The organism is Sphingomonas sp. CFBP 13720 (assembly GCF_014842075.1).
Classification (GTDB): Bacteria; Pseudomonadota; Alphaproteobacteria; order Sphingomonadales; family Sphingomonadaceae; genus Sphingomonas.
On the sequence record NZ_JACYVA010000003.1, the window covers coordinates 32,858 to 52,994 of the forward strand.

Sequence of the window (20,137 nt, forward strand, 5' to 3'; positions counted from 1 at the left end):
CATGACCTATCAACCGACCGACCTTGCCGGCAAACGCATCCTGTTGACCGGTGGCACGACCGGCATCGGGCGTGCGACGCTGGCCCGGCTCGCGGCCGCCGACGCGCGGATCGTCACCTGTGGCCGTCACCAGGACGCGCTGAACGACGCGCTGGCGCAGGCCGGCGGCGACGTCGCGGGCATCGCGGCGGACGTCGCGACCACCGACGGGATCGACGCGCTGTTCACCGCCGTCGACGACACGCTGGGCGGGATCGACATGCTGGTCGCCTGCGCCGCGCTGGGTGCCGAACCGATCGATGCGATGGACGACCCTGACTGGCGCTATGTCGTCGACACCAACCTCAGCGCCTATCTCGCCTGCGCGAAACACGCCATGGTGCGGATGGAAGCCAGCGGCGGAGGCCATCTGCTGTTCGTCGGATCGATCAGTACCGAGATCAAGGCAGTCGGCGAAAGCGTCTATGCCGCGACCAAGGCCGGGGTGCAGGCGTTCGCCGAAACGCTGCGCAAGGAAGTGGCGGAGCGCAACATCAAGGTCAGCGTGATCCAGCCCGGATCGGTCGATACCGACATGCAGCAATGCAGCCCCGACGAGAAACGCGCGGCGGTTGCGAACGGCGAAATGCTCGTCGCCGAGGAGATTGCGGAGGCGATCGTCTTTACGCTGACCCGGTCCGCGACCTGCGACGTCGTCAACCTGCGGATCGAACCGCTGGTGCAGAAGACCAGCTAGGATCGTTGCGATCCTAGAGCGGTTTCCGATCAGGTTGGATCACCGGCACGGCGGTGATTTCGGTTCGGGGCAAGGCGCGAGGAGGGAGCGATGCTGAAGCATCGTGACCGACGAGCAACGCCGCCGCGGATCGAAAGCGCCCCGCTGCGAAGCAGGCACCCGAAGGGCGATGACGGCGGTTCAAACTGATCGGAAACGCTCTAGGTTCGGGCGGGCGGCCCCCTGCCGCCCGCATCGCTCGCGCCGTCGCCGCCCCCCGGAACGGGTCCGGGCCGGGGCCATGGCGGTCACTTCGCAGCGGCGTTGCGTTTTCGCGTGGCGGCCGCTTTCTTTGCAGAGGCGGAGCGATCGGCGGCGGACCGCTGCGCGGATGCCTCGCCGCCCTTCTTTCCGCCTGCTTGGGATGACTCGTGGGTGTCGGGTTTCCCGCGACCAGAACCCGACTTGTTGCCGCCGCCGCTTTCCTTGTTGACGGTGGCCCATGCGCGACGCTCGGCCTCGTCCTTCGGCATGCCGCGATCTTCGTAGCCTTCCTCGATATGTTCGGCCTTGCGCTTCTGCTTGTCGGTGTATTTGTCCTTGTCACCCTGCGGCATCGTCGTTTCCTTTCGATCGTCAGCCTCGACCTTCGGTCGGTTTGGCGCGGATCTGCGCGCGCGAACGGACTTCGCGGGCCTGCGCCGCATACTCGATCGCGAGCAGGCGATGCGCCGACGCTACGCCCGCGCTGGGGCTTTGCGCGGCGGCGGCCGCTTCTTCGCGCGCGCGACGTTCGTAATATTCCAGATTCTGCTCGTTCATCGGCCTCTCCTCGGCACAGCAACTAACAGGACATATCGCGTATCCGCTTTTGATTCTTCTTAACATGGATATAGAAGCGGCACTGTGACATAACGATACGCGTTAATCTGTAGCATATACTGCAATGTCACCGATTGCTTATATGGCGAGCCGTCCCAAATCTTAGTTAAATAGATTTATGCGGCCACAGAAAATCGAAACATCCTCCGATGACCGGCGTTGCTGTGGGGAAAGGTGGAAACAACCTGTTCCACTTGCAGGAGAACGCTTTCCCATGGGTATCTTCACCAGCAGCACGCACACGCTCGACGACCTGTTCGTTCATGGCCTGAAGACCATCTATTATGCCGAGCGCCAGATCACCGAGGCGTTGCCCAAGATGATCGGCCTCGCGACCGATCCCGATTTGCGCAGCGGCTTCGAACAGCATCTGCGCGAAACGGAGAACCAGCGGACGCGACTGGAGCAGGTGTTCCGTATGCATGGTCGCGAGCCGGACGAAACGACCTGCCCCGCGATCGACGGCATCGTCAAGGCGGCCAATACGACCGCGTCGGATATCGACGACCCGCAGGTGCTGGACGCCGCGCTCGCGTTCGGCGCGCAGATGGTCGAGCATTATGAAATCGCCCAGTACGGCACGTTGATCGCATGGGCGCGCGAACTGGGCCGCGAGGATTGCGCGGCGGTGCTTGCCGAAACGCTGGCCGAGGAAAAGGCGACCGACGAAAAGCTGACCCGGATCGCCGAAGCGCGCATCAACCGCACCGCCGAACTGAAAACCGCCTGATCCGGTAGCGGCGCACCCCGATCCGGTCGTGCGCCGCTACCGGCGACGTGCGTTCGTTACCGGCTGGCAGACCGATCCGGCTCCGCCCGGGTCGATCGCCCCCGTTCGTCCTGATGCGGTCGACCGATACCGGCCGCGACCTCCATCCATCCAATGGTTCCAGAACATGCATTTAACCTATGCAGACCGTCAGTACTTTCCGATCGGCGACACCAATCGGGCTACCGACACCGACACCGGGCAGCGCGAGCCGTTGTTGGCGCTGCTGAGCCTGCTGCGATCGCAGGGGTACGACTTCATCGCGCCGACCCCGGCGTCGCAATCGCGTGTGTTGTCGCGACCGCAGCGGCAGGTCGGCACGACCCTGTACGACCTGCTGGGCTGGTCGTTGCCGTGTCGTCGCGATGACCTGTCCCCGGACGTCGTCGCGATCCTCGGAAAGGCGGGACTGCTGGAGCAGCGCCCGGACGGACTGGTGTCGGCGGGGATACGCGTGTCGAACGTGTTCGATCAGTTGTTCGTACATTCGCGCTATCCGACAAGGGCGCAGGATTCGGTGTTTCTGGGTCCCGACAGCTATCGGTTCGCCGACTATATCTCGCGGAACCTGTCCGGCCTGACCGACGCGGCCCGCATTCTCGATTACGGCGCGGGCGCGGGCGTCGGCGGGATCGTCGCGGCATCGTTGCACGGCGGCGCGACGCTGACGCTGGCGGATATCAATCCCAAGGCACTGGCGCTCGCATCCATCAATGCGACCTTCGCAGCGATCGATCACCGGACCGTGCTGGCCAACACGCCCAAGGATGTCGACGGCGATTTCGATCTGATCGTCACCCACCCGCCGTTCATGATCGATCCCGACCGCCGTGCCTATCGCGATGGCGGCGACCTGTATGGCGGGAAACTGTCGCTCGACTGGACATTGGAGGCCATTCGCAAACTGGCACCGGGTGGGCGGTTCCTGATGCACACCGGCGTTTCGATCGTCGATGGCCGCGACGTCGTGCGCGACGCGATCGATCGGGCGATGCCGTCGGTCGGCTATCGCTACGATTATCGCGTGCTCGATCCCGACATCTTCGGCGACGAGCTGGACAAGGAACCCTATGCCGGGGTCGACCGGATCGCAGCGATCGGATTATGCGTCCAGCGCACGGAAGAACGGACCTGACGCCATCGAACGTACAAACAGCAACGCGTGTAGCGCGTACCGATCCTGCGCAACGTCGGTCGGGACAGGGGCATGGCAGGCGCCGGATCTACGGTACGGCCCCTGCCATGCCCGACGTCGGTCGAGATCATGACACGCGCGGAAATCCGATCGAGCCGGTATCGCGGCGACAATGATCCGGAATGCGCGGGGCGACTTCCGCCGTCGGAACGTCGTTGATCGAACCAAGACTTCGATCAGCGCTGCTTCTTCGAGATCGTCGCCGTGAATTCGGGATCCTTGCCCGCGACCCAGTCGACGAACTTCCGGACATTCGGGTTGGCCAGTAGCCCCTCGACGTCCATGCCGTACCGCTGCAACTCGGCATTGCTGAAGTTGGCGATCAGCGTCTGCTGACAGATGGAATGCATCGGCACGACATCACGACCACCGCGACTTTTGGGGATCGGATGATGCCACACGATCGTCTTGGCAGTCGGTCGACCGCATAGCCAGCATACCACCGGCGGTGCGGTCGTTTCCGCTTCCCGGTGCAAGTCCCCATAAGGGTCTTTCTTCGACTGCCTGCGGTTCATAAGCCCATCCGGATCCCTTGCGTGCCGTGCCCGCGTAGAGCGGTGCGGCCGGCAATGCTATGGTCGCGACGCAAGGAATGGGCCAGCGCCGCGGAAACGGCCGTGCCTGCTGTCGTTCGTGCGGGGGCGCACGCGTCCGCCGCCGCTATCGGCTGCGGATCGACGCCCCTACCGTACCGGCAACATGGCGACCTCGAAACCGGTTCGAGGCCGCCGCGCGGATCAGGCCGTATGCAACTCGATCAACCGGCCGCGTCCAGCGATGCCAGCCCGGCTGCCGAACCCGCAAGGCTGTAGACGAAATGGTCGATCCCGGTAGCTTCGTCGCGCCAGATGCCGTCGAATTCCAGCGCGGTGACCCGCCGGCCGGTGACGTCGACGATGTCGACCCTGCCGCCACCGGTCAGGTCGAGCAACCGGTTGCCGCCGAAGGTGACGATCCCGTTGTCGTCGCTGTCGAACAGCGCGACGTCGGTGACCAGCACGTCCTCGACCGAAAAGTCGGCAATGCGGTCCAGCGCGGCGGTCGCCCCGCGCGACTGTGCGGCGGCGTTGTCGGACGCCGAAAAGAAGAACACGTCGGCACCGGCGCCGCCGCGCATCGTATCGGACCCGGCCCCGCCGATCAGCCAGTCGTTGCCGCCCATGCCGGACAGAATGTCGTTGCCCGCGCGCCCTTCGATGATGTCGGCAAGGACGCTGCCAGTCAGCGTATCGTTGGTCGCACTGCCGACGATCCGGGCGGGAGCGGTGTAGCCCGGCGATCCGGTCTCGCTGTCGCCTGCGCCGTTGACGATCGTGAACGCACCGTCGACCCCGGCGACCGCCAGCGTGGTCAGCAGCGCGTTGTTCCGCCCGGCGGCATTGTCGAACGTCGCCAGCGCGGGCAGGCCCGTCGACGCGCCGAAGGTCACGTTGGCCGCGACCCCGCCGGCGGCGTCGAACAGGACCACCGCGTCGCCACTGCCGCTCAGGCCGATGCCCGATCCGGTATAGCTGCCGAAAATGATCCCCTGCGGTGCCTGACCCCCGAACCAGTTGTCGACGAACGCCTTGCTGGTCGCGGCAAGGTCCGCCGTCTGCAGGAAGATGACCGACTGGCCGGCGGCGATGCTGCCGACTCCGTTCAGCGCGACCGATGCCGCAAAACTGGTCGAATCGTCGTCGACGCGCCAGCCGGCAATGTCGACCGTCGCGTCGGACATATTGGTCAGTTCGAACCAGTCGGCACCGACCGGACTGTCGCCGCTGGACCATGGAGCGATTTCGGTGATGCGGATCGCCGGACCGTTGCCCTCGTTCACGATGTCGCGGACGCTCAGCACGAAATCGGTGGCTGCGTCGGGCGCGGTGCCGACCGTCGCATCGTCGACCGTGACCGTGACGACGTACTGCGTCTTCGTCTCGAAATCGAGAACGGTGCCGGCTTTCAGGTACAGGCCGGTCGCGTCGACTTCGAAGAAGCTCGCATCGGCACCGCGTACGCCCAGCGCATTGCTGCCGCGCCCGTCGTCGGTGACGGCGATGTCGGCGACCTTGATGCGGGTCAGCGTGCTGCCGTTCTCGTCGATCGCGTTCACCGGATTGGCGAGGGCGATCGCGGTCGGTGCGGCATTGTCGTCGTCCACGCGGGTACGGATCGCACCGGGCGATCCGGTTTCGGTGCTGTCGGCGGTGACGATCTGATAGGCACCATTGGTGCCGCCGACGCTGGTCTGCGCGATCGCACCGTTGATCCCGGCGGCATTGTCGAACGTGGCGAGCGACGGACGCCCGGTCGACGCACCGAAGGCGACGCTGGCGCGCAGCGTGTTGGTGGTGTCGTACAGATTGACCTGATCGCCACCGGTGCTCAGCCCGATGCCCGACCCGCCATAGGTGCCGATCTGGATTCCGGTCGGAAGCGTGCCGCCGAACCATGTGTCGACGAACGCGCGCACTTCGATCGCGCCGCCGTTGACGAAGATCACCGATTCACCGGCACCGATCGCTTCGACGCCGGACAGCGCGACCGCGGCGATCGGCGACTGCGAATTGTCGTCGACCTTCCATCCGGTGACGTCGATGTCGAGACCGGTGGTGTTGGTGACTTCGAACCAGTCGGCTCCGACCGGGCTGTCGCCGCTGGCCCATGGCGCGACTTCGGATACGAACAATTTGCCGACCGTGCCGGGCGATCCGATCGCGGCGGTGGTGCCGCTGCCGACCAGTACCGCGCCGTTCTCGCCCGCTTCGCTCAACGCGGTGACGTCGCCATTGTTGACGGCACCAGCATTGTTGAACGTCGCGAACGGACTGGCGGCGGGCGACGCGCCGAAGGTGACGCTCGCGCGCAGTTCGCCGCCTGCGTCGTACAGGTTCACCTGATCGCCATTCGAGCTTAGCCCGACGCCCGACCCGGTATAGGCCCCGAACCGGATGCCCGCCGGGGCGGTTCCGCCGAACCACGCGTCGACGAACGCCGCCGTCGTCGCGGCCAGATCGGCGGTTTCGAAGAAGATCACCGATTCACCGGCACCGATCGATTCGATGCCGGTCAACAGGCGCGCATTGCCGAACTGCGCCGAATTGTCGTCCATCCGCCACCCGCCGATGTCGATCGCGGCGGCACCGTTGTTCGTGACTTCGAACCAGTCGGCCGCGACCGGGCTGTTGCCGCTCGACCACGGCGCGATTTCCGAGATGAACAGCGTCGGCGCGGTCGTTTCGTCGGTCACGTCGGCGACGTTCAGGACATAATCGACGCTGGCGTCGATCGCCCCGCCGACATTCGCGTCGTCGACCGTGACCGTGACCGCGTAGCTGGCCTTGCTCTCGAAATCGAGCCGGGTGCCGGCCTTGAGGTAGAGACCGGTCGAGTCGACTTCGAAGAATGCCGCGTCCGTGCCGGTGACGGCCAGCGCGTTCACGCCGATGCCGTCGTCGCCGACCAGCACGTCGGCGACCTTCAACCGTTGCGCACTGGCGGTGTTTTCGTCGATCGATGCCAGCGCGTTGCCCAGCGTGAGCGCGGTCGGCGCGGCGTTGGGGAAATCGGCCGGGGCATAGATCCATAGCTGCGGACGATCGGCATTTCCTCCGCCATTCTCGTTCACGACATAGATGAATCCGTTGCGGTCGACCGTGATGCCTTCATGCTGCTGATCGGCGACGCCCAGCGGATTGCCTGCATCGGTCTGGATGACCAGTTCGCTCAGCACGTTGCCGGCGCGATCGACCTTGATGATCCTGCCTTCTTCCTGGCTGATGACCAACAGATTGCCTTCGTCGGCGGTGCCGGCGAACGCCGGGATGTTCGACAGCGCGAAGACGTCGGCCACGTCGGACAGGCCGAGCAGCGCGGGATCGAACAGGTTGGTCGAATTTTCGGTCGTGGCCGAACCGTTGCTGGCGCTATTGGTCGCGAAGTCGATCGTCGTCTGGAAAATGCCGATCGGGCCGGCTTCCTTGACGAAGATGAAGCCCCGGGTCAGCGGATCGTAGCTCAGCCCTTCGAGGCCGATATTGTTCACGAACGTGCCGAGATTGGCGATCTGCGCATCGCCGCGCCCCTTGGTCGCGCCGGCTTCATAGGTGATGAGCACGGCGTTGCGGTCGCGTTCTTCGGTAAAGACGAACTGGCCGTTGCCGACATAGGTGATGCCTTCGGGATCGTAGAACGCCGTACCTTGCGGACTGTCGCCGGCACCCAGCGTCATCGTGCTGACCAGCTTTCCCGATTTGTCGACTTCGGTGATCGAACGACCGCCGTCCCCGATCAGGAACAGCGTGTCGGTGTCCCAGTTATACGCGATGCCCGATGCTTCCTGCCCCAGCAGGTTGCCGGTCGGCGCGGCGGTCCGGGTGGGTTCGGGCAGGTCATAGCGCCCGACACGGACGTATTTCGACAGATCCATAACCCACCCTTTGCGAAACGATTAACCAAGTCAGGTGGACGTGGCAGTTTCGCGTGTCGGGGGAATTACGGAATCGTGACGCGGCCGTGACAAAAGGACCAGTCGCGTGTCGTCGACGCGCGTTCCGGCTCGCGGCCACGGTCTTGCCGCCCGCGTCGCCCGTGCCGCGCGCATATGGCGATGCCTGCGGAGCACGATAGACGAACGGGCACGCCGCACCGCCTTGGCCCTTCGTCGCCGACAAGACCAGATGCGCAATAATCGGCACCAAAACCAACGCAGCAATGTTAACATTGGCTGTTTACTAAAAGTTAAGGAAGTATTCGGTAGAACGCCTAAGTACCTATCGCTATCCCAGTAGCGCTTGCCCCGTCCGCATCAACATGCGGGCGGGGCTTGTCTTTGGGCTATCCTGCGATGTCGTGTTCGCGGTCGCCGGGCCGGTTGCGGCCTTTCGACGTCCGGCCCGGCGGACGCCGTCGACCGACCAGCGACGAACGGGCCAAAGCGCTGGTTGCCAACGGCAACTTCCCCCGACATGGTTGCCACGGACCTCGCCGTTGGCGCGTTCGTCCATCCTCACAGGGAGAGAGACATTGAAGAAGCTGTTTGTCATGACCGCAGCCATCGGGCTGGCCTCACTGGCCGCGTGCAACCAGACGCCGCGCGAGCAGGCCGCCGACAACATCGAAGCGAACGCCGAAGCGGTCGCCGACAATATTGAAGATCGTGCCGACTACGCCAATACCGAAGCTGGCGAAGACCTTCTCGAAAATCGAGCGGACGCCGTGCGTGCCACCGGTGAAAACCAGGCCGAAGACATGCGGACGCACGACGCGGACACGAACCTGTCCAACGGAATGTAAACCCGCCGGAGCGCGCAGCCATCAGGCTTCGTCCTTTGGCACCGCTCCGTCCAACGGGCGCTTGCATCGCCGCAGGCGCCCGTTTTTTTTGGCCCATCGCGCGTCGACCTGCCGAGAACGGCACCTTATCGCCCCGCGCAGAGCGCACGTCGTCGTGCATGCGGGCGCATTGCGTTCGTCCGATCGCCCTATCGAGCCGAGCCTGCTTCGACCGCAGCCATCGTCGGCACGAGTTTCGCCGCCAGATACGGCGTGAGCGTACGAACGAAGGCGTTCGTCATGTGATGGCGGTCCGAATACATGACGATGTTCCCCGTAACGACCGGACAGCGCGTGGCAGCGCAGAGATGATCGGTCAGGTCGATGAAATGCACCTTCGGGTCATGGTGCGTGCGCGCGAGCGGGTTTGCCGCGGCGAAGGCGGCCGATCGTGCGATGGTACATTGCGCGTCGTCCGGGCCGTTGATCTGCACGCATTCAGGCACGTCGTTCGCAAACCATGGATTGTCGCGAATGGCCGCCACGTGCACGCCCGCCGCGTTCAGCCTGTTCCAGCGATCGACGAACCGGGGCAGCACATGCTCGTCGGTGCCATCCTTCCCGTGCGTGGCCGTCGTGAACACGACGTCGGGGCGCAGCCGGAGCAGGTCCCGCATCACGTTGTCGTTCCAGCGCGCGCACGACCGCCCGGAGCGCGACTTTTCGGCGCGTGGTGCCGCGAAGATGCATCCGCTTTTGGTGAAGGTGACCAGACGCCAGCCGCGCGCGGTCACGATCGGTTCGATCGCCACGAAATAATGCGCGCTGTGCGACCCGCCGACGAGCGCAAGCACGTGCGCCGCCTTCGGATCGCCGAACGAGCAGGTGATGACCTTTGCCCGATCGATTTCCTGATGACATTTCTTGGCGTAAAGCGGCGATACGTCGCGCTTCATCCACAACGGACCGGGCTTGATCGGCACGCGGCCGTCGCTGGCGAACCACGCCCGGTCGAACACTGCGGCACCGGGATACCGAACCGGGTCGGGCGCAGCGAGCTTGTCCGCCCCCACCGCCTGCGCGGTGCGCATGCGCCAGCCGCCATCGCCCGCGACGATCAGGGCGACGGCAGCCGCCCCGACCGCGATCGTGCGCCACGGCCGGTCCTCGCGCACCTTGCCGAACGGACGTTCGACGAAGCGGGTGGTCGCCCACGCCAGCAGCACCGACGCGGCAAGAATCCCCGCCCCCGCAGCGAACGACGCATGCGTCTGATAGGCGAGCGTGAGGTAGGCGATGAGCAGCGGCCAGTGCCACAGATACAGCGCGTAGGAGATGCCGCCGATCCAGTTGAGCGGCTTGATCGACAGCAGCCGGCCGACGCCGAACCGGTGATCCCCCTGACCGCACAGCAGGACCAGCGCCGCGCCCATCGTCGGCCACAAGGCGGCATAGCCCGGAAAAATGGTCGATACTTTCAGCAGGATACCGCAGCTGAGCACCAGCGACAGCCCGATCCAGCCCCCGATCAACGCGGTCGTGCGCCCAAGTTCGACGCGGGCAAGAACGACCGACACCAGCCCGCCCAGCGCGAATTCCCACATCCGGGCGAAAGTGTTGAAGTAGGCGACCGGCTGGTTGGTCGCGGTCGCATATACCGAATAGGCGAACGACAGGACGAACGCCGTCGCCAGCACCGTCACCACCATCCGCGCCCGCCGTTCGGGCGTACCGCGTACGATCCATGCGGTCGCGGCGAGGATCAGGCACAACAGGATCAGCGCCTGCACCTGCGCCGACATTGCCCAATAATGCTGGAGCGGACTGGCGACTTCGTCGCGGGCGAGATAGTCGACCGCCGACCATGCGAGATACCAGTTCTCGACATAGAAGGTCGATGCGATGACATGGACCATGTGCGGTGCCCAGCGGGTGGCGGGCATCCAGAACGGGGCCGATGCCAGTACGATCGCGATCACGAACAACGATGCGGGCAGCAACCTTTTGACCAGCCGCGCAAGGAACGCGACGACATCGACCCGGCCGCTGCTGCGCACTTCGCGGATCATCGATCCCACCAACAGGAACCCGGACACGACGAAGAACACGTCGACCCCACCCGATACCCGTCCGACCCAGATGTGGAACGTCGCCACCAACAACGCGCCGATCGCGCGCAACCCCTGAATATCGTCGCGACGCGTCGAACGACGCACGCGAAACCGCGCTTCCGTATCCTGCATGTTTCCCGCCCCCGAGAACCGAACGCTCCCCGGGGACGAGACTAACGGGTCATCCGTTTAAAAAATACATCCGCATTTTTATAACATTCGATTGTTTCAAGCACTTAGTACGGCGCGGACAATTTATAATTACGCTTAACGTGCGAATATTGGCATCACGCCATCGCATACTTGCAGTCTACGCTACCGTCCCGCACCGGCCGCTGACCGGCGCCAAGCGTCGTATCGCGGGGGCGGATGCATGCGGAAGGTTTTCGATACGTACTGGAAGATGATTGCCGGTTTGATCATTGCTGGTGGGGTTTTGATCGCCCAGTCCGCTGTCGCGACCTTCAGCAGGGCACCGGCCGGCGTATCCGACGAGGGGGATCGGGCGCGCTTCCATATCCCGCATCCCTGAGCATGATCCATATGGGAGCGGGCGATCGGCCACCGGTCGCTCTGACCGAAGCGAACATGCCGTGCCCGGCCCGGACGAACGGACGGCCAGTTCAGGCAGCACGGCTACCCCCTGCCGGACAGCGATCAGATCCGTTCCGATTCGCCGATCGCGGCATCGATCATCGCGGACCAGATCGCGACATCTCCGATCGCTGCCATCGGCTCCGAAGGTTCGCGGATGGTCCGCAGAACCGCGTCCGCCTGCGGAAGATAGGCACGCCAGGTTTCGTCGACGCTGGCGGAGGCGGACGGTTCGAACCCCGCCGCATTCGCGCTGTGATCCAGTCCGGCCAGCGTGCGGGCAACGCGCTCGGCAAGGGTGGTGACGGCTATGTCCATGTCAATCTCCGTTGGCAGCACGGATGAACCCGCGCGTCCGTCCGACGTTCCCTCCAAACATAGACGCTTCGAACATATCCCGTTGATATGGCGACCGGAATCGCGCCCTTCCCGACGAAGAACCGGACGTCGCAAGCGCGGCGGTGACGGTGCGTTGACCGCCAGGAAACGAACGGGTCGTGCGAACGTCGTACCTGATGCCGGGCACGGGCCCGTTCCATGCCTACCGACGCCTCGTCGCGACGGGCGGCGGCTATCCACGCGGCGAGGATCGGAGACGTCATGATTCCACTGTCGATTCAGGCTGGCCTGTGGGGCCTGTTGAGTGGCTCCGCCCTGCTGATCGGTGCGGCGATCGGCTGGTTCGTGGCGATGCCGCGCAAGGCCGTGGCCGGGATCATGGCGTTCGGTTCGGGCGTGCTGATCTCCGCCCTGTCGTTCGAACTGATGGACGAGGCGTGGAAACAGGGTGGATTTCTGGCAGTCGGTATCGGATTCGTTTCCGGCGCGACGGTGTACACGGCGCTGAACTTCGCGCTGGCCGCTCACGGCGCGCGTCATCGCAAGCGATCGGACGCGGCATCCAGAAAGCAGCATGATGCGGTCGCGCCGACGGGCAACAGCGCGTCGCTGGCGCTGGGCGCGTTGATCGACGGCGTGCCGGAATCGATCGTGATCGGCACCAGCCTTCTGGCGGGCGGCGCGATCGGATGGGTCGCGGTCGCCGCGGTCTTCCTGTCCAATCTGCCCGAAGGTCTGTCGAGTGCCGCAGGCGCACGGCACGAAGGAAAGTCCGCAGGCTTCGTCTTCGCCCTGTGGGCCGGTATCGCGTTGGTGGCCGGGCTGTCCTCGTTCGCGGGCTTCACCCTGTTCGATGGCGCATCGCCACAGGTGCTCGCCGCCGTGCAGGGCGTCGCGGCCGGTGCCATTCTGGCGATGATCATCGACACCATGGCCCCCGAAGCATTCGAGGGAACACATGATTTCGCCGGACTGATCGCCGTTTTCGGGTTCCTGACCGCCTTTGGCCTGTCGAAACTGGCATAGGGTCGCCGGGTCGAACCGGACCCACCACGTCCGGCCCGGCGATGCCGTGACTCAGTCGTCGAGATCCGCCGACGTCAAAAGGATCGGCGGCTCCCCGCCCAGACGTTTAACGAACTCTCGCCGGGCGATGCGGTGAATGTCGGTTTCACGTTCGACAAACACTTCCATGGCGGTTTCGGGATCGATGCCGTCCAGTTCGGGATCGTGCAGTTCGGCCAGCGCGTCGGCGGTGATCAGAAACTCCACCTCGCCGAAATCGGTCATGCCCATGAACCCCACGCTGTCGCGCTCGGCGACCCATGCATAGTCCCGCGTTTCGAAGCGTACGCTGGCGCGCGGCATCGGGTCAGTCCTGTTCTGCAGCGGCGCGCGGGGGCAGGCGCTCCGCCAGCACCGCAATGCCTTCGCCGGCAAAGCTCTGGTTCGAAACACCATCGATCTGCACACCATGCTCGGTCGTCAGCGTGGCGGCGGTCCGGTGCGCGGTGTCGAGCGCCATCCACGCCCGCACCGCGCCTTCGAGACTGGTGACCTCGGCCACATCGGTGTCGCCACGCGGCACATTCTCCAGCGCAGCGCTCATCCGCCAGTCGATCCCGGGCGTTTTCGCGCCCTCGCCCCAGGTTGCTTCGGTCATGACGTCTCACTTTCGGTCGATGGCGTACCGGTATCTACACCCCCCGGCGGCGGATCGCCAAGCCGCATCGCCGGTGCCGGAATAGAGCGGCGGAACGTCCGCTACCGGTCGCCGGATATCAACGCGGCGAGCCGATGCCCCGACAGCCACGCCGCCTCGATCCGTGGTCCGAGGAACCAGTCGCCTGCCGCGCCCAGCCGCAGGTCGCCATTCCAGAACGCACCGCATTCCGATGGGCCGCGTTCGGGCATGGCAGCCTTTGCATAGCGCCAGCGATGCACACTGGTGGCGAGGACGGCCGGCAGTGCGACGCCGCCATGCTGCGCGAACGCCGCGAGGAGCGTCCGTTCGACCTCGTCCCGGTCGTCTTCGAGATGCACGCGCGACCACTCCGCGCTCGCCTGAAGCACCCATGCCTCGGGGCCGCTCCGCTCCGGCTTGGCCGAGTTGCGGACGGCGGACCCGATGATGCCGATATCGGTATGCCGATCCCGATCGATCGGCACCCGACCCGCGAACGCCGCCATGACGGTCCAGCACGGATCGGAAATCGAAGAACGCGCGGCCTCGGCCAATCCGCCGTCATGCTCCGCGACCAGCGGCGCGACCTGTTCGGCCGGCACCGCGACGATCGCCGCGTCGAACCGCACGTCACCGATCCGCCAGCCGTCGCCGTCACGGTGCAGGCGGTCGATGGCCGTGTTCCACCGGACGTCGCAATCGTCCGCCATCGCCCGGATCGGCGCGTTCATCGCCGGCGTTCCGACCCACGCATCGGCACCGGCGGGCGACCAGCGTACGGCATGGCCGTCCTGCGCCCAACGCTCGACCTGCGCCACGAACGCCGGATCACGCGCCGTGCAATATTGTGCGCCGTGGTCGAACGAGGCTTCGCCCTGCAGCGTATCGATCCGGCGGGTCGACATTCGGCCACCCGGCCCCCGCCCCTTGTCGAACAGGATGGGCCGATGTCCCTGCCGTTGCAGCGCGTGTGCGCACGACAGTCCCGCCATCCCGGCGCCGATGATTCCGATCCGCATGCTATTCCCCCAACCTGACCTCCTGCCCAGCCGACTGGCGTGGCGGTTGCCCGAACGGCATCGAACGCAACGCACCACGGATAGTGCCCGCCGGGTGCGGACACGTCGGGAACCCGCCGGACCGGAAACAATCGGGCAACCCGGTTGCGCACGGGTGAGGGGGATGTCCGATCAAGTCGCAGGACGCCGACAACCGGGCCATGGAACGGGCGGAAGAGACGACACGACGGGGCCGATGCCGCCGGATGGCGATCCCGTGCAAAGGTCGCCGGTCACCGTCGGCAAGCGATCGGTATGCGCATAACCGATGGACCCCGCATGCGAGAAACGTCATCATTACCGCATGAACGACGTTCCAGGTCCGCTCGAACCGATGATCCACCGTGCACGCAACGTCGCGGCCGGCATCGCCGATGTCGGGCTGACCCGCGCCGAGGAACTGCTTCGACGCATGTCGCCCGAAGGCCGCGAGCAGGCACGCCGCGAACGCGAAGCGAAGGCACGGCGGCAGAAGCGGTTGCTCGCCCGGCTGGCCATGGCGGCGATCGCGGCGATGCTGGCATGGGCACTGATCGGCACCATCGCGCCGGCGGGCGTCGCGATCGCGCTGGCATCCGCGCTGATGCTGTTCCTGACCATGCTGGTCTTCGCGCGCGCCGATCCGCGTACGCCGGGGCGCGAAGCCCTGTCGCAGGCCCCGCTACCCGGCCTTGCGGAAGAAGCCGCCGTCTGGCTCGCCGCGCAACGGCGCGGTTTGCCGGCACCCGCGCTGCAACGCATCGATGCCATCGGCCACCGGCTGGACGGTTTGGCACCGCAGCTTGCACGGCTCGACCCGCGCAGTCCCGCCGCCGCATCCATCCGTACGCTGATCGCGGTGGAACTGCCCGCGCTGGTCGAAAACTGGCGCAACGTGCCGCTTTCGGCGCGGCACGCGGTTCATGCCGATGGCAAGACACCCGACGGCCATCTGCTGAACGGCCTGCAACTGATCGACGCGGAACTCGCCTCCGCAACCGATCAGCTGGAGCGGGTCACGCTCGACGGGATCGCGGTGCAGGGCCGGTATCTCGAACTCAAGTACAGCGGCAACGACGCCTATCCGTGACGCCGCAGTCGTAAAGCCGGCGGCAATCGACGCGACATCGGGGTTGCGCCCTTTTCGACGGATCGCTCGTTTGACCGATCGAGGAGATCGACCATGCCAGACGACAAGACGATCGGAACCGACGGCGACAGGGCGGACACCGGCCACCGTGACGACCATGCCGTGCAAAACGCCGCACCGGTCCCGACCGAGGACGACGACGCGCAGCGCGACAGTGCGGCGCATCCAAGTTAAGCCGCTTGGAACTATAGAATAGTCGACGTTGCGCTCCACGACCGGGTGGCATACGACATGACGGTGCAGGACAGACAACTTCGCCAGATATTCTATCACAGCCGTGCCGTGCCCGGTGTCGATATCGGACCGATCCTCGCGTCGGCCAAGCGCAACAACGGCATCGACGGTATCACCGGCCTGATGCTGTTCGACGGCCACTCGTTCCTTCAGGTGCTCGAAGGCTCCGAGGACAGCGTCGCCGCCGCGTTCGAGCGCATCCGGCCGGACCCACGTCACACCGACGTGACGGTCATCAGCGATCATCTGGTGCCCGAGCGCGACTTTGCGTACTGGAGCATGGAGTTGCGCGATCCCGCCCATCCGTCGGATGACTCGGTGTGGCGGCTGCGTCGCAGGCTGGAGCAGTTCAATCCCGACTTCCATCACTATTTTTTCGATGGATCCGGGTCGCCATCAGACGTTTCTTCGTCGTGAAGGCACCGATCTGTTTCTGATCGGTTGATGCCACCACAGGAGAACAGGCGTGGCATCGGACAGGATCGTAGCAGTGGGATTGCTGACCGAACGGGATCTGGCGGTGCTGGGTAATGGCTTCACCCGCATGTTCCCGGTGCAGAACGACAGTTCGTTCGACGATCTGCTGGCCAAGCTAGAAAACATCAGCGCCACGCCGGTCCATACCGGCACGCCGGGCAAGCGCCGCGGTTAGGGGCGGAGAGAGGCTCTCAACGGCGGCCGGCAGCCGACCGGCGGCGCACCGGTTCAGTCCGGCAATTTGCCGACGATTTTCATCCAGCGATCTCGCGTCGACGGATTGTCCGCGCTGCGCTTGCCCGGCAGGTCGCGGGTATCCAGCCAGTCGCGATGCCAGCTTTCGATCGCGAAATGGCTGGTCGGTCGAAAGCGATAGGGTTCGTCGAAACTGCCGACTGTCAGGTCCAGCCCGGTCGCATTGTCGTCCGCGAACTCGAACGTCAGCGGCGTTCCGCACGCGGCACAAAAACCGCGATGGGCAATCGGCGAAGATGCGAAGCGATCCGGCTCACGCGTCGTCCATGTCAGGTCGGCACGTGCCACGGCCTTGAACGCGATCGATACGCCGCCCGTCGCCCGCTGGCACATCCGGCAATGACATAAATAGGCGTCGTCGCTGTCGATCACGACCGCATACCGCACCCGGCCGCATTGGCAGCCGCCTGTCACGCTTTCCTGCATTCGCACCTCCCGAAATCCTGCCTGCCGCGATGGTGCGGTGCAGGCGCGTCCGAAATCATGGATCGCCTCCTGCCTAGCGGATATCGAATGTCGCGCGTTGTCCGGCGGCGGGTATCAGGCCGGTGCGCTGTCCCGGCTGCCCTCCTCCGACCCATAGTTCGGTTCTGCCGAGGGGGACGGATCGCCCTCCCTGCGCATCGACGACAGCGAGTGCGTCGTGATCCAGCGTGAACGTCACCGTTCGTTGTTCGCCGCGTCGCAATCGGATCTTCTGAAAGCCCTTCAGCGACCGGACCGGAGCGTCCGTGCCGGCACGCGCGACGTACAGCTGCACGACTTCGTCCCCGTCGCGCGGCCCGCTATTGCGGACGTCGACGGCGACCTGCATCGACTGTCCGGCGCGGATCGACGACGTCCCCAATTTCGGCGTGCCATAGGTAAATCGGGTGAAGCTCAATCCATATCCGAACGGATATAATGGTTCGCCGCGGAAGTAGCGGTAGGTCCGGCCAGCCATGCCATAGTCCCAGAACGGCGGCAGATCGTCCGCCGTTCGATAGAAGGTGACCGGCAGACGCCCCGACGGATTGAAGTCGCCCGCGATCAGTCCTGCGACCGCGCGGCCGCCGGTGCCGCCCGGATACCATGCCTGGATGATCGCCGGCACATGCCGGTCCGCCCAGTTGAGCGCCAGCGCGCTACCGCTCATCGATACCAGCACCACCGGTTTCCCGGTGGCGTGCAACCGTTCCAGCAATGCGTGCTGCGGTCCGGGCAGGTCGAGGCTGGTGCGGTCGCCGCCAGCGAAACCCGGCGCATTGACGCGCATCTCCTCACCTTCCAGCTTGGACGTAAGGCCACCGACGAACACGATCAGGTCCGCCGCCCGGCCCGCCGCGACCGCCGCGCTTTCGCGCACCTCCGCACCGCTCCACAACAGGCGCTGATCCCCCCGGCCGCCCTTTTGCCGGGCCTCGACGATCAGCCGGACCGGTTTTCCCGCGCGAAGCGGAATTTCGCGATCGACGATGGTTTCGGGTTTGGCCGGGTCCCACGCATCGGCGACGTCGCGTCCGTCGATCTTTACCCGATATCCATCGAAGCCGCTGACCTGAAAACGATAGGCGCTGTCGGTGGTCGGGTTCAGCCAGCCGCTCCAGCGGACGGCACCGTCGCGTTCCTCGCGCGTCGGACGGCCCCAGCCGAACGCCGCGTCGGGGACGATCGCCTGCCGCGCGGGCGCGCCCGACATGGCCGGCGTGTCGAACACCTCCATGCGGACGCCACGCGCGGTGCAGGCGGCATCGACGCAAAGCATGGCGCCCGGCACCCCCTTGAACGGCGCGCCGGTCAGGCCGGTGCCCTCGACATAGTCGATCGTCGCGTCGGGAAAGCGCTCGCGCAGGCCGGCCAGCACCGTCACCGGCCGCGATGGCGTGCCGTTATAGTTGCCGACCAACGCGTCGACGCTGTCGGCATTCGGTCCGATCACCGCGATGCGTCGCGGCGCTGCCTTCAGGGGCAGAAGGCCATCGTTCTTCAACAACACCATGGACCCGCGTGCGACCTCGTCGGCAAGCGCGGCATGTTCCGGCGTGTCGAAATCGGTCGCGCGGATCGCCGACCAGCGCGACGGCCCGCCCGACCCGACCAGTCCCAGCCGCATGCGTGCCGCCATCAACCGGACGACGGCGCGGTCGAGCGTCGCTTTGGAAAGCAGCCCACGTTCGACCGCGCGCACGATCACCGCCGGGTCGTTCGATTTGTTCAGCCCGAATTCGGCGCAGAACAGGTCGGTGCCCGCCTTGATCGCTGCCGCCACCGCCTGTTCGGGCGTCGCGACCCAGTGATGCGCATCAGGTTTGAAGATATCGGCGATCGCCGCGCAATCCGACACCACATGCCCGCGAAACCCCCATACGCCGCGCACTCGCGTTTCGATCAGCGGCGATGCGCAGGCGGGAACGCCGTCGATGGCGTTATAGGCGCACATCAGTCCCTCCGGCCGACCTTCGGTCACCGCTGCGCGGAACGCGGGCAGATAGGTATCTTCCAGATCATACGCGCTCGGGTGGATGTCGTCGCGATGCCGGTCGGCTTCGGGGCCGCTATGGACGGCGAAATGCTTCACGGCGGCCAGCGTCTTGAGCATCCGCGGATCGTCGCCCTGCAACCCCCGGATGAACGCGACGCCGAACCGCGCGGTCAGATACGGGTCCTCCCCCCACGTCTCCTGCCCCCTGCCCCACCGCGGGTCGCGGAAGATGTTGATGTTGGGCGACCAGACCGTCAGCCCGCGATACTGTGCGACGCTGCCGTCGCCCCCCACCGACGCCCGGTATTTGGCCCGGAATTCGGTCGCGATCACATCGGCGGTACGCTGGATCAACGGCACGTCCCATGTGGCGGCCATGCCGATCGCCTGCGGGAACACGGTCGCCTCCCCCGCACGGGCGACGCCGTGCAGCCCCTCGCTCCACCAGTTGTACGCCGGAACGCCCAGCCGCGCGATCGCGGGCGCGTCATGCCGGATCTGGCCCGCCTTCTCGGCCAGGGTCATCCGTGCCACCAGCGCGGCGGCGCGGCGCTCGGCATCGTCGATGCTGCGATCGAGTTCGGTTCGGCCATCGGGCTTGCCGGTCGCGATCCCGGCCGACGCCGGGAGCAGCGTGGCGGTGAGAAGGACACAGGGCAGGATGGCCCGACGGAAGGTCCGGTGTCGCTGCCGATCCGCCGGTTTCGTCATATCCCGCTCTCCATCGTCGCTCGCATCGAATGATTTCGTGGCAGCAAGTCGCGAAACAGCCGATATTTCAAGCTTTTAATACTGTCATGATGATTGATGCGGCCGGGAGTGACGCTATTCTGCCGGACGGGGCACGACCGTAATTCAGCAACTGCCGCGCGGCTGCCGGGATCGGGCGTTCCTACGTCAGCCTATTGCAAACCATTGTATCAAATGAAAATATTTTGTTCATAATTGTGACAGGTTAGAGGCGGGGGCGATCGTGAG

General features: G+C 65.4%; 21 protein-coding genes. 10 read left to right on the plus strand and 11 right to left on the minus strand.

Annotated features, from left to right (window positions below; all coding sequences use genetic code 11):
• Window position 1: 1 nt before the first annotated feature.
• Window positions 2-736: an SDR family oxidoreductase gene (locus IFT55_RS07835; protein WP_192090827.1), complete on the plus strand. Its 735-nt coding sequence runs from the start codon at window positions 2-4 to the stop codon at window positions 734-736.
• 287 nt (window positions 737-1,023) lie between these two features.
• Here the strand turns inward: IFT55_RS07835 and IFT55_RS07840 are convergent, their stop codons facing one another.
• Together IFT55_RS07840 and IFT55_RS07845 are read right to left on the minus strand one after the other, a co-directional pair.
• Window positions 1,024-1,332, minus strand: a complete 309-nt coding sequence (locus IFT55_RS07840; RefSeq protein WP_192090829.1) for a plasmid stabilization protein — start codon at window positions 1,330-1,332, stop codon at window positions 1,024-1,026.
• 19 nt (window positions 1,333-1,351) lie between these two features.
• A complete protein-coding gene (locus IFT55_RS07845) occupies window positions 1,352-1,537 on the minus strand; it encodes a hypothetical protein (RefSeq protein WP_192090830.1) in 186 nt (61 codons plus the stop codon).
• A gap of 274 nt (window positions 1,538-1,811) precedes the next feature.
• On the opposite strand from IFT55_RS07845, the gene IFT55_RS07850 reads away from it, so the two are divergent.
• Both IFT55_RS07850 and IFT55_RS07855 read left to right on the plus strand, forming a co-directional pair.
• Window positions 1,812-2,327: a YciE/YciF ferroxidase family protein gene (locus IFT55_RS07850; protein ID WP_192090832.1), complete on the plus strand. Its 516-nt coding sequence runs from the start codon at window positions 1,812-1,814 to the stop codon at window positions 2,325-2,327.
• 166 nt (window positions 2,328-2,493) lie between these two features.
• Window positions 2,494-3,501 carry a methyltransferase gene (locus tag IFT55_RS07855; protein ID WP_192090834.1) on the plus strand — a complete coding sequence of 336 codons (1,008 nt, stop codon included), beginning with the start codon at window positions 2,494-2,496 and terminating at the stop codon, window positions 3,499-3,501.
• A gap of 236 nt (window positions 3,502-3,737) precedes the next feature.
• On the opposite strand, the gene IFT55_RS07860 is transcribed toward IFT55_RS07855, so the two are convergent.
• Window positions 3,738-4,076, minus strand: a complete 339-nt coding sequence (locus IFT55_RS07860) for a hypothetical protein (protein ID WP_192090836.1) — start codon at window positions 4,074-4,076, stop codon at window positions 3,738-3,740.
• A 242-nt stretch (window positions 4,077-4,318) separates the two neighbouring features.
• Entirely contained in the window at window positions 4,319-7,972 is a 3,654-nt protein-coding gene (locus tag IFT55_RS07865) for a lamin tail domain-containing protein (RefSeq protein ID WP_192090838.1), read from the minus strand.
• A gap of 596 nt (window positions 7,973-8,568) precedes the next feature.
• On the opposite strand from IFT55_RS07865, the gene IFT55_RS07870 reads away from it, so the two are divergent.
• Window positions 8,569-8,838 (plus strand): hypothetical protein, encoded by a 270-nt coding sequence (locus IFT55_RS07870; protein WP_192090840.1) that lies wholly within the window; start codon window positions 8,569-8,571, stop codon window positions 8,836-8,838.
• A gap of 188 nt (window positions 8,839-9,026) precedes the next feature.
• Here IFT55_RS07870 and IFT55_RS07875 read toward each other — a convergent pair whose 3' ends face one another.
• Window positions 9,027-11,033: an SGNH hydrolase domain-containing protein gene (locus IFT55_RS07875; protein ID WP_192090842.1), complete on the minus strand. Its 2,007-nt coding sequence runs from the start codon at window positions 11,031-11,033 to the stop codon at window positions 9,027-9,029.
• Window positions 11,034-11,301: 268 nt separating this feature from the next.
• Here IFT55_RS07875 and IFT55_RS07880 point away from each other — a divergent pair, with 268 nt between their 5' ends.
• Window positions 11,302-11,460: a hypothetical protein gene (locus tag IFT55_RS07880; RefSeq protein ID WP_192090844.1), complete on the plus strand. Its 159-nt coding sequence runs from the start codon at window positions 11,302-11,304 to the stop codon at window positions 11,458-11,460.
• A gap of 125 nt (window positions 11,461-11,585) precedes the next feature.
• On the opposite strand, the gene IFT55_RS07885 is transcribed toward IFT55_RS07880, so the two are convergent.
• Window positions 11,586-11,840, minus strand: a complete 255-nt coding sequence (locus tag IFT55_RS07885) for a hypothetical protein (RefSeq protein ID WP_192090846.1) — start codon at window positions 11,838-11,840, stop codon at window positions 11,586-11,588.
• 282 nt (window positions 11,841-12,122) lie between these two features.
• On the opposite strand from IFT55_RS07885, the gene IFT55_RS07890 reads away from it, so the two are divergent.
• On the plus strand, window positions 12,123-12,887 hold the full coding sequence (locus IFT55_RS07890; protein ID WP_197976374.1) for a ZIP family metal transporter: 765 nt from the start codon (window positions 12,123-12,125) through the stop codon (window positions 12,885-12,887).
• A 51-nt stretch (window positions 12,888-12,938) separates the two neighbouring features.
• On the opposite strand, the gene IFT55_RS07895 is transcribed toward IFT55_RS07890, so the two are convergent.
• The 3 genes from IFT55_RS07895 to IFT55_RS07905 form a co-directional block, all read right to left on the minus strand.
• Window positions 12,939-13,229: a DUF1488 family protein gene (locus tag IFT55_RS07895; RefSeq protein WP_192090848.1), complete on the minus strand. Its 291-nt coding sequence runs from the start codon at window positions 13,227-13,229 to the stop codon at window positions 12,939-12,941.
• Window positions 13,230-13,233: 4 nt separating this feature from the next.
• On the minus strand, window positions 13,234-13,524 hold the full coding sequence (locus tag IFT55_RS07900; protein ID WP_192090850.1) for a hypothetical protein: 291 nt from the start codon (window positions 13,522-13,524) through the stop codon (window positions 13,234-13,236).
• A gap of 101 nt (window positions 13,525-13,625) precedes the next feature.
• Window positions 13,626-14,564: an NAD(P)/FAD-dependent oxidoreductase gene (locus IFT55_RS07905; protein WP_192090852.1), complete on the minus strand. Its 939-nt coding sequence runs from the start codon at window positions 14,562-14,564 to the stop codon at window positions 13,626-13,628.
• Window positions 14,565-14,907: 343 nt separating this feature from the next.
• Between IFT55_RS07905 and IFT55_RS07910 the strand changes: the two genes are divergently transcribed.
• The 4 genes from IFT55_RS07910 (at window position 14,908) to IFT55_RS07925 (ending at window position 16,618) form a co-directional block, all read left to right on the plus strand.
• Entirely contained in the window at window positions 14,908-15,672 is a 765-nt protein-coding gene (locus IFT55_RS07910; RefSeq protein ID WP_192090854.1) for a hypothetical protein, read from the plus strand.
• A 93-nt stretch (window positions 15,673-15,765) separates the two neighbouring features.
• The gene (locus tag IFT55_RS07915; RefSeq protein ID WP_192090856.1) at window positions 15,766-15,906 is read left to right on the plus strand and encodes a hypothetical protein; all 141 of its coding nucleotides are present in this window, start codon (window positions 15,766-15,768) and stop codon (window positions 15,904-15,906) included.
• Window positions 15,907-15,963: 57 nt separating this feature from the next.
• Complete coding sequence (locus IFT55_RS07920) at window positions 15,964-16,383, plus strand: BLUF domain-containing protein (protein ID WP_249403697.1); 420 nt, start codon at window positions 15,964-15,966, stop codon at window positions 16,381-16,383.
• Between the two features lie 49 nt (window positions 16,384-16,432).
• Window positions 16,433-16,618 carry a hypothetical protein gene (locus IFT55_RS07925; RefSeq protein ID WP_192090860.1) on the plus strand — a complete coding sequence of 62 codons (186 nt, stop codon included), beginning with the start codon at window positions 16,433-16,435 and terminating at the stop codon, window positions 16,616-16,618.
• A 53-nt stretch (window positions 16,619-16,671) separates the two neighbouring features.
• Here the strand turns inward: IFT55_RS07925 and IFT55_RS07930 are convergent, their stop codons facing one another.
• Together IFT55_RS07930 and IFT55_RS07935 are read right to left on the minus strand one after the other, a co-directional pair.
• A complete protein-coding gene (locus tag IFT55_RS07930; protein ID WP_192090862.1) occupies window positions 16,672-17,124 on the minus strand; it encodes a GFA family protein in 453 nt (150 codons plus the stop codon).
• 73 nt (window positions 17,125-17,197) lie between these two features.
• Window positions 17,198-19,870 carry a glycoside hydrolase family 3 C-terminal domain-containing protein gene (locus tag IFT55_RS07935; RefSeq protein ID WP_192090864.1) on the minus strand — a complete coding sequence of 891 codons (2,673 nt, stop codon included), beginning with the start codon at window positions 19,868-19,870 and terminating at the stop codon, window positions 17,198-17,200.
• Between the last annotated feature and the right edge of the window lie 267 nt (window positions 19,871-20,137).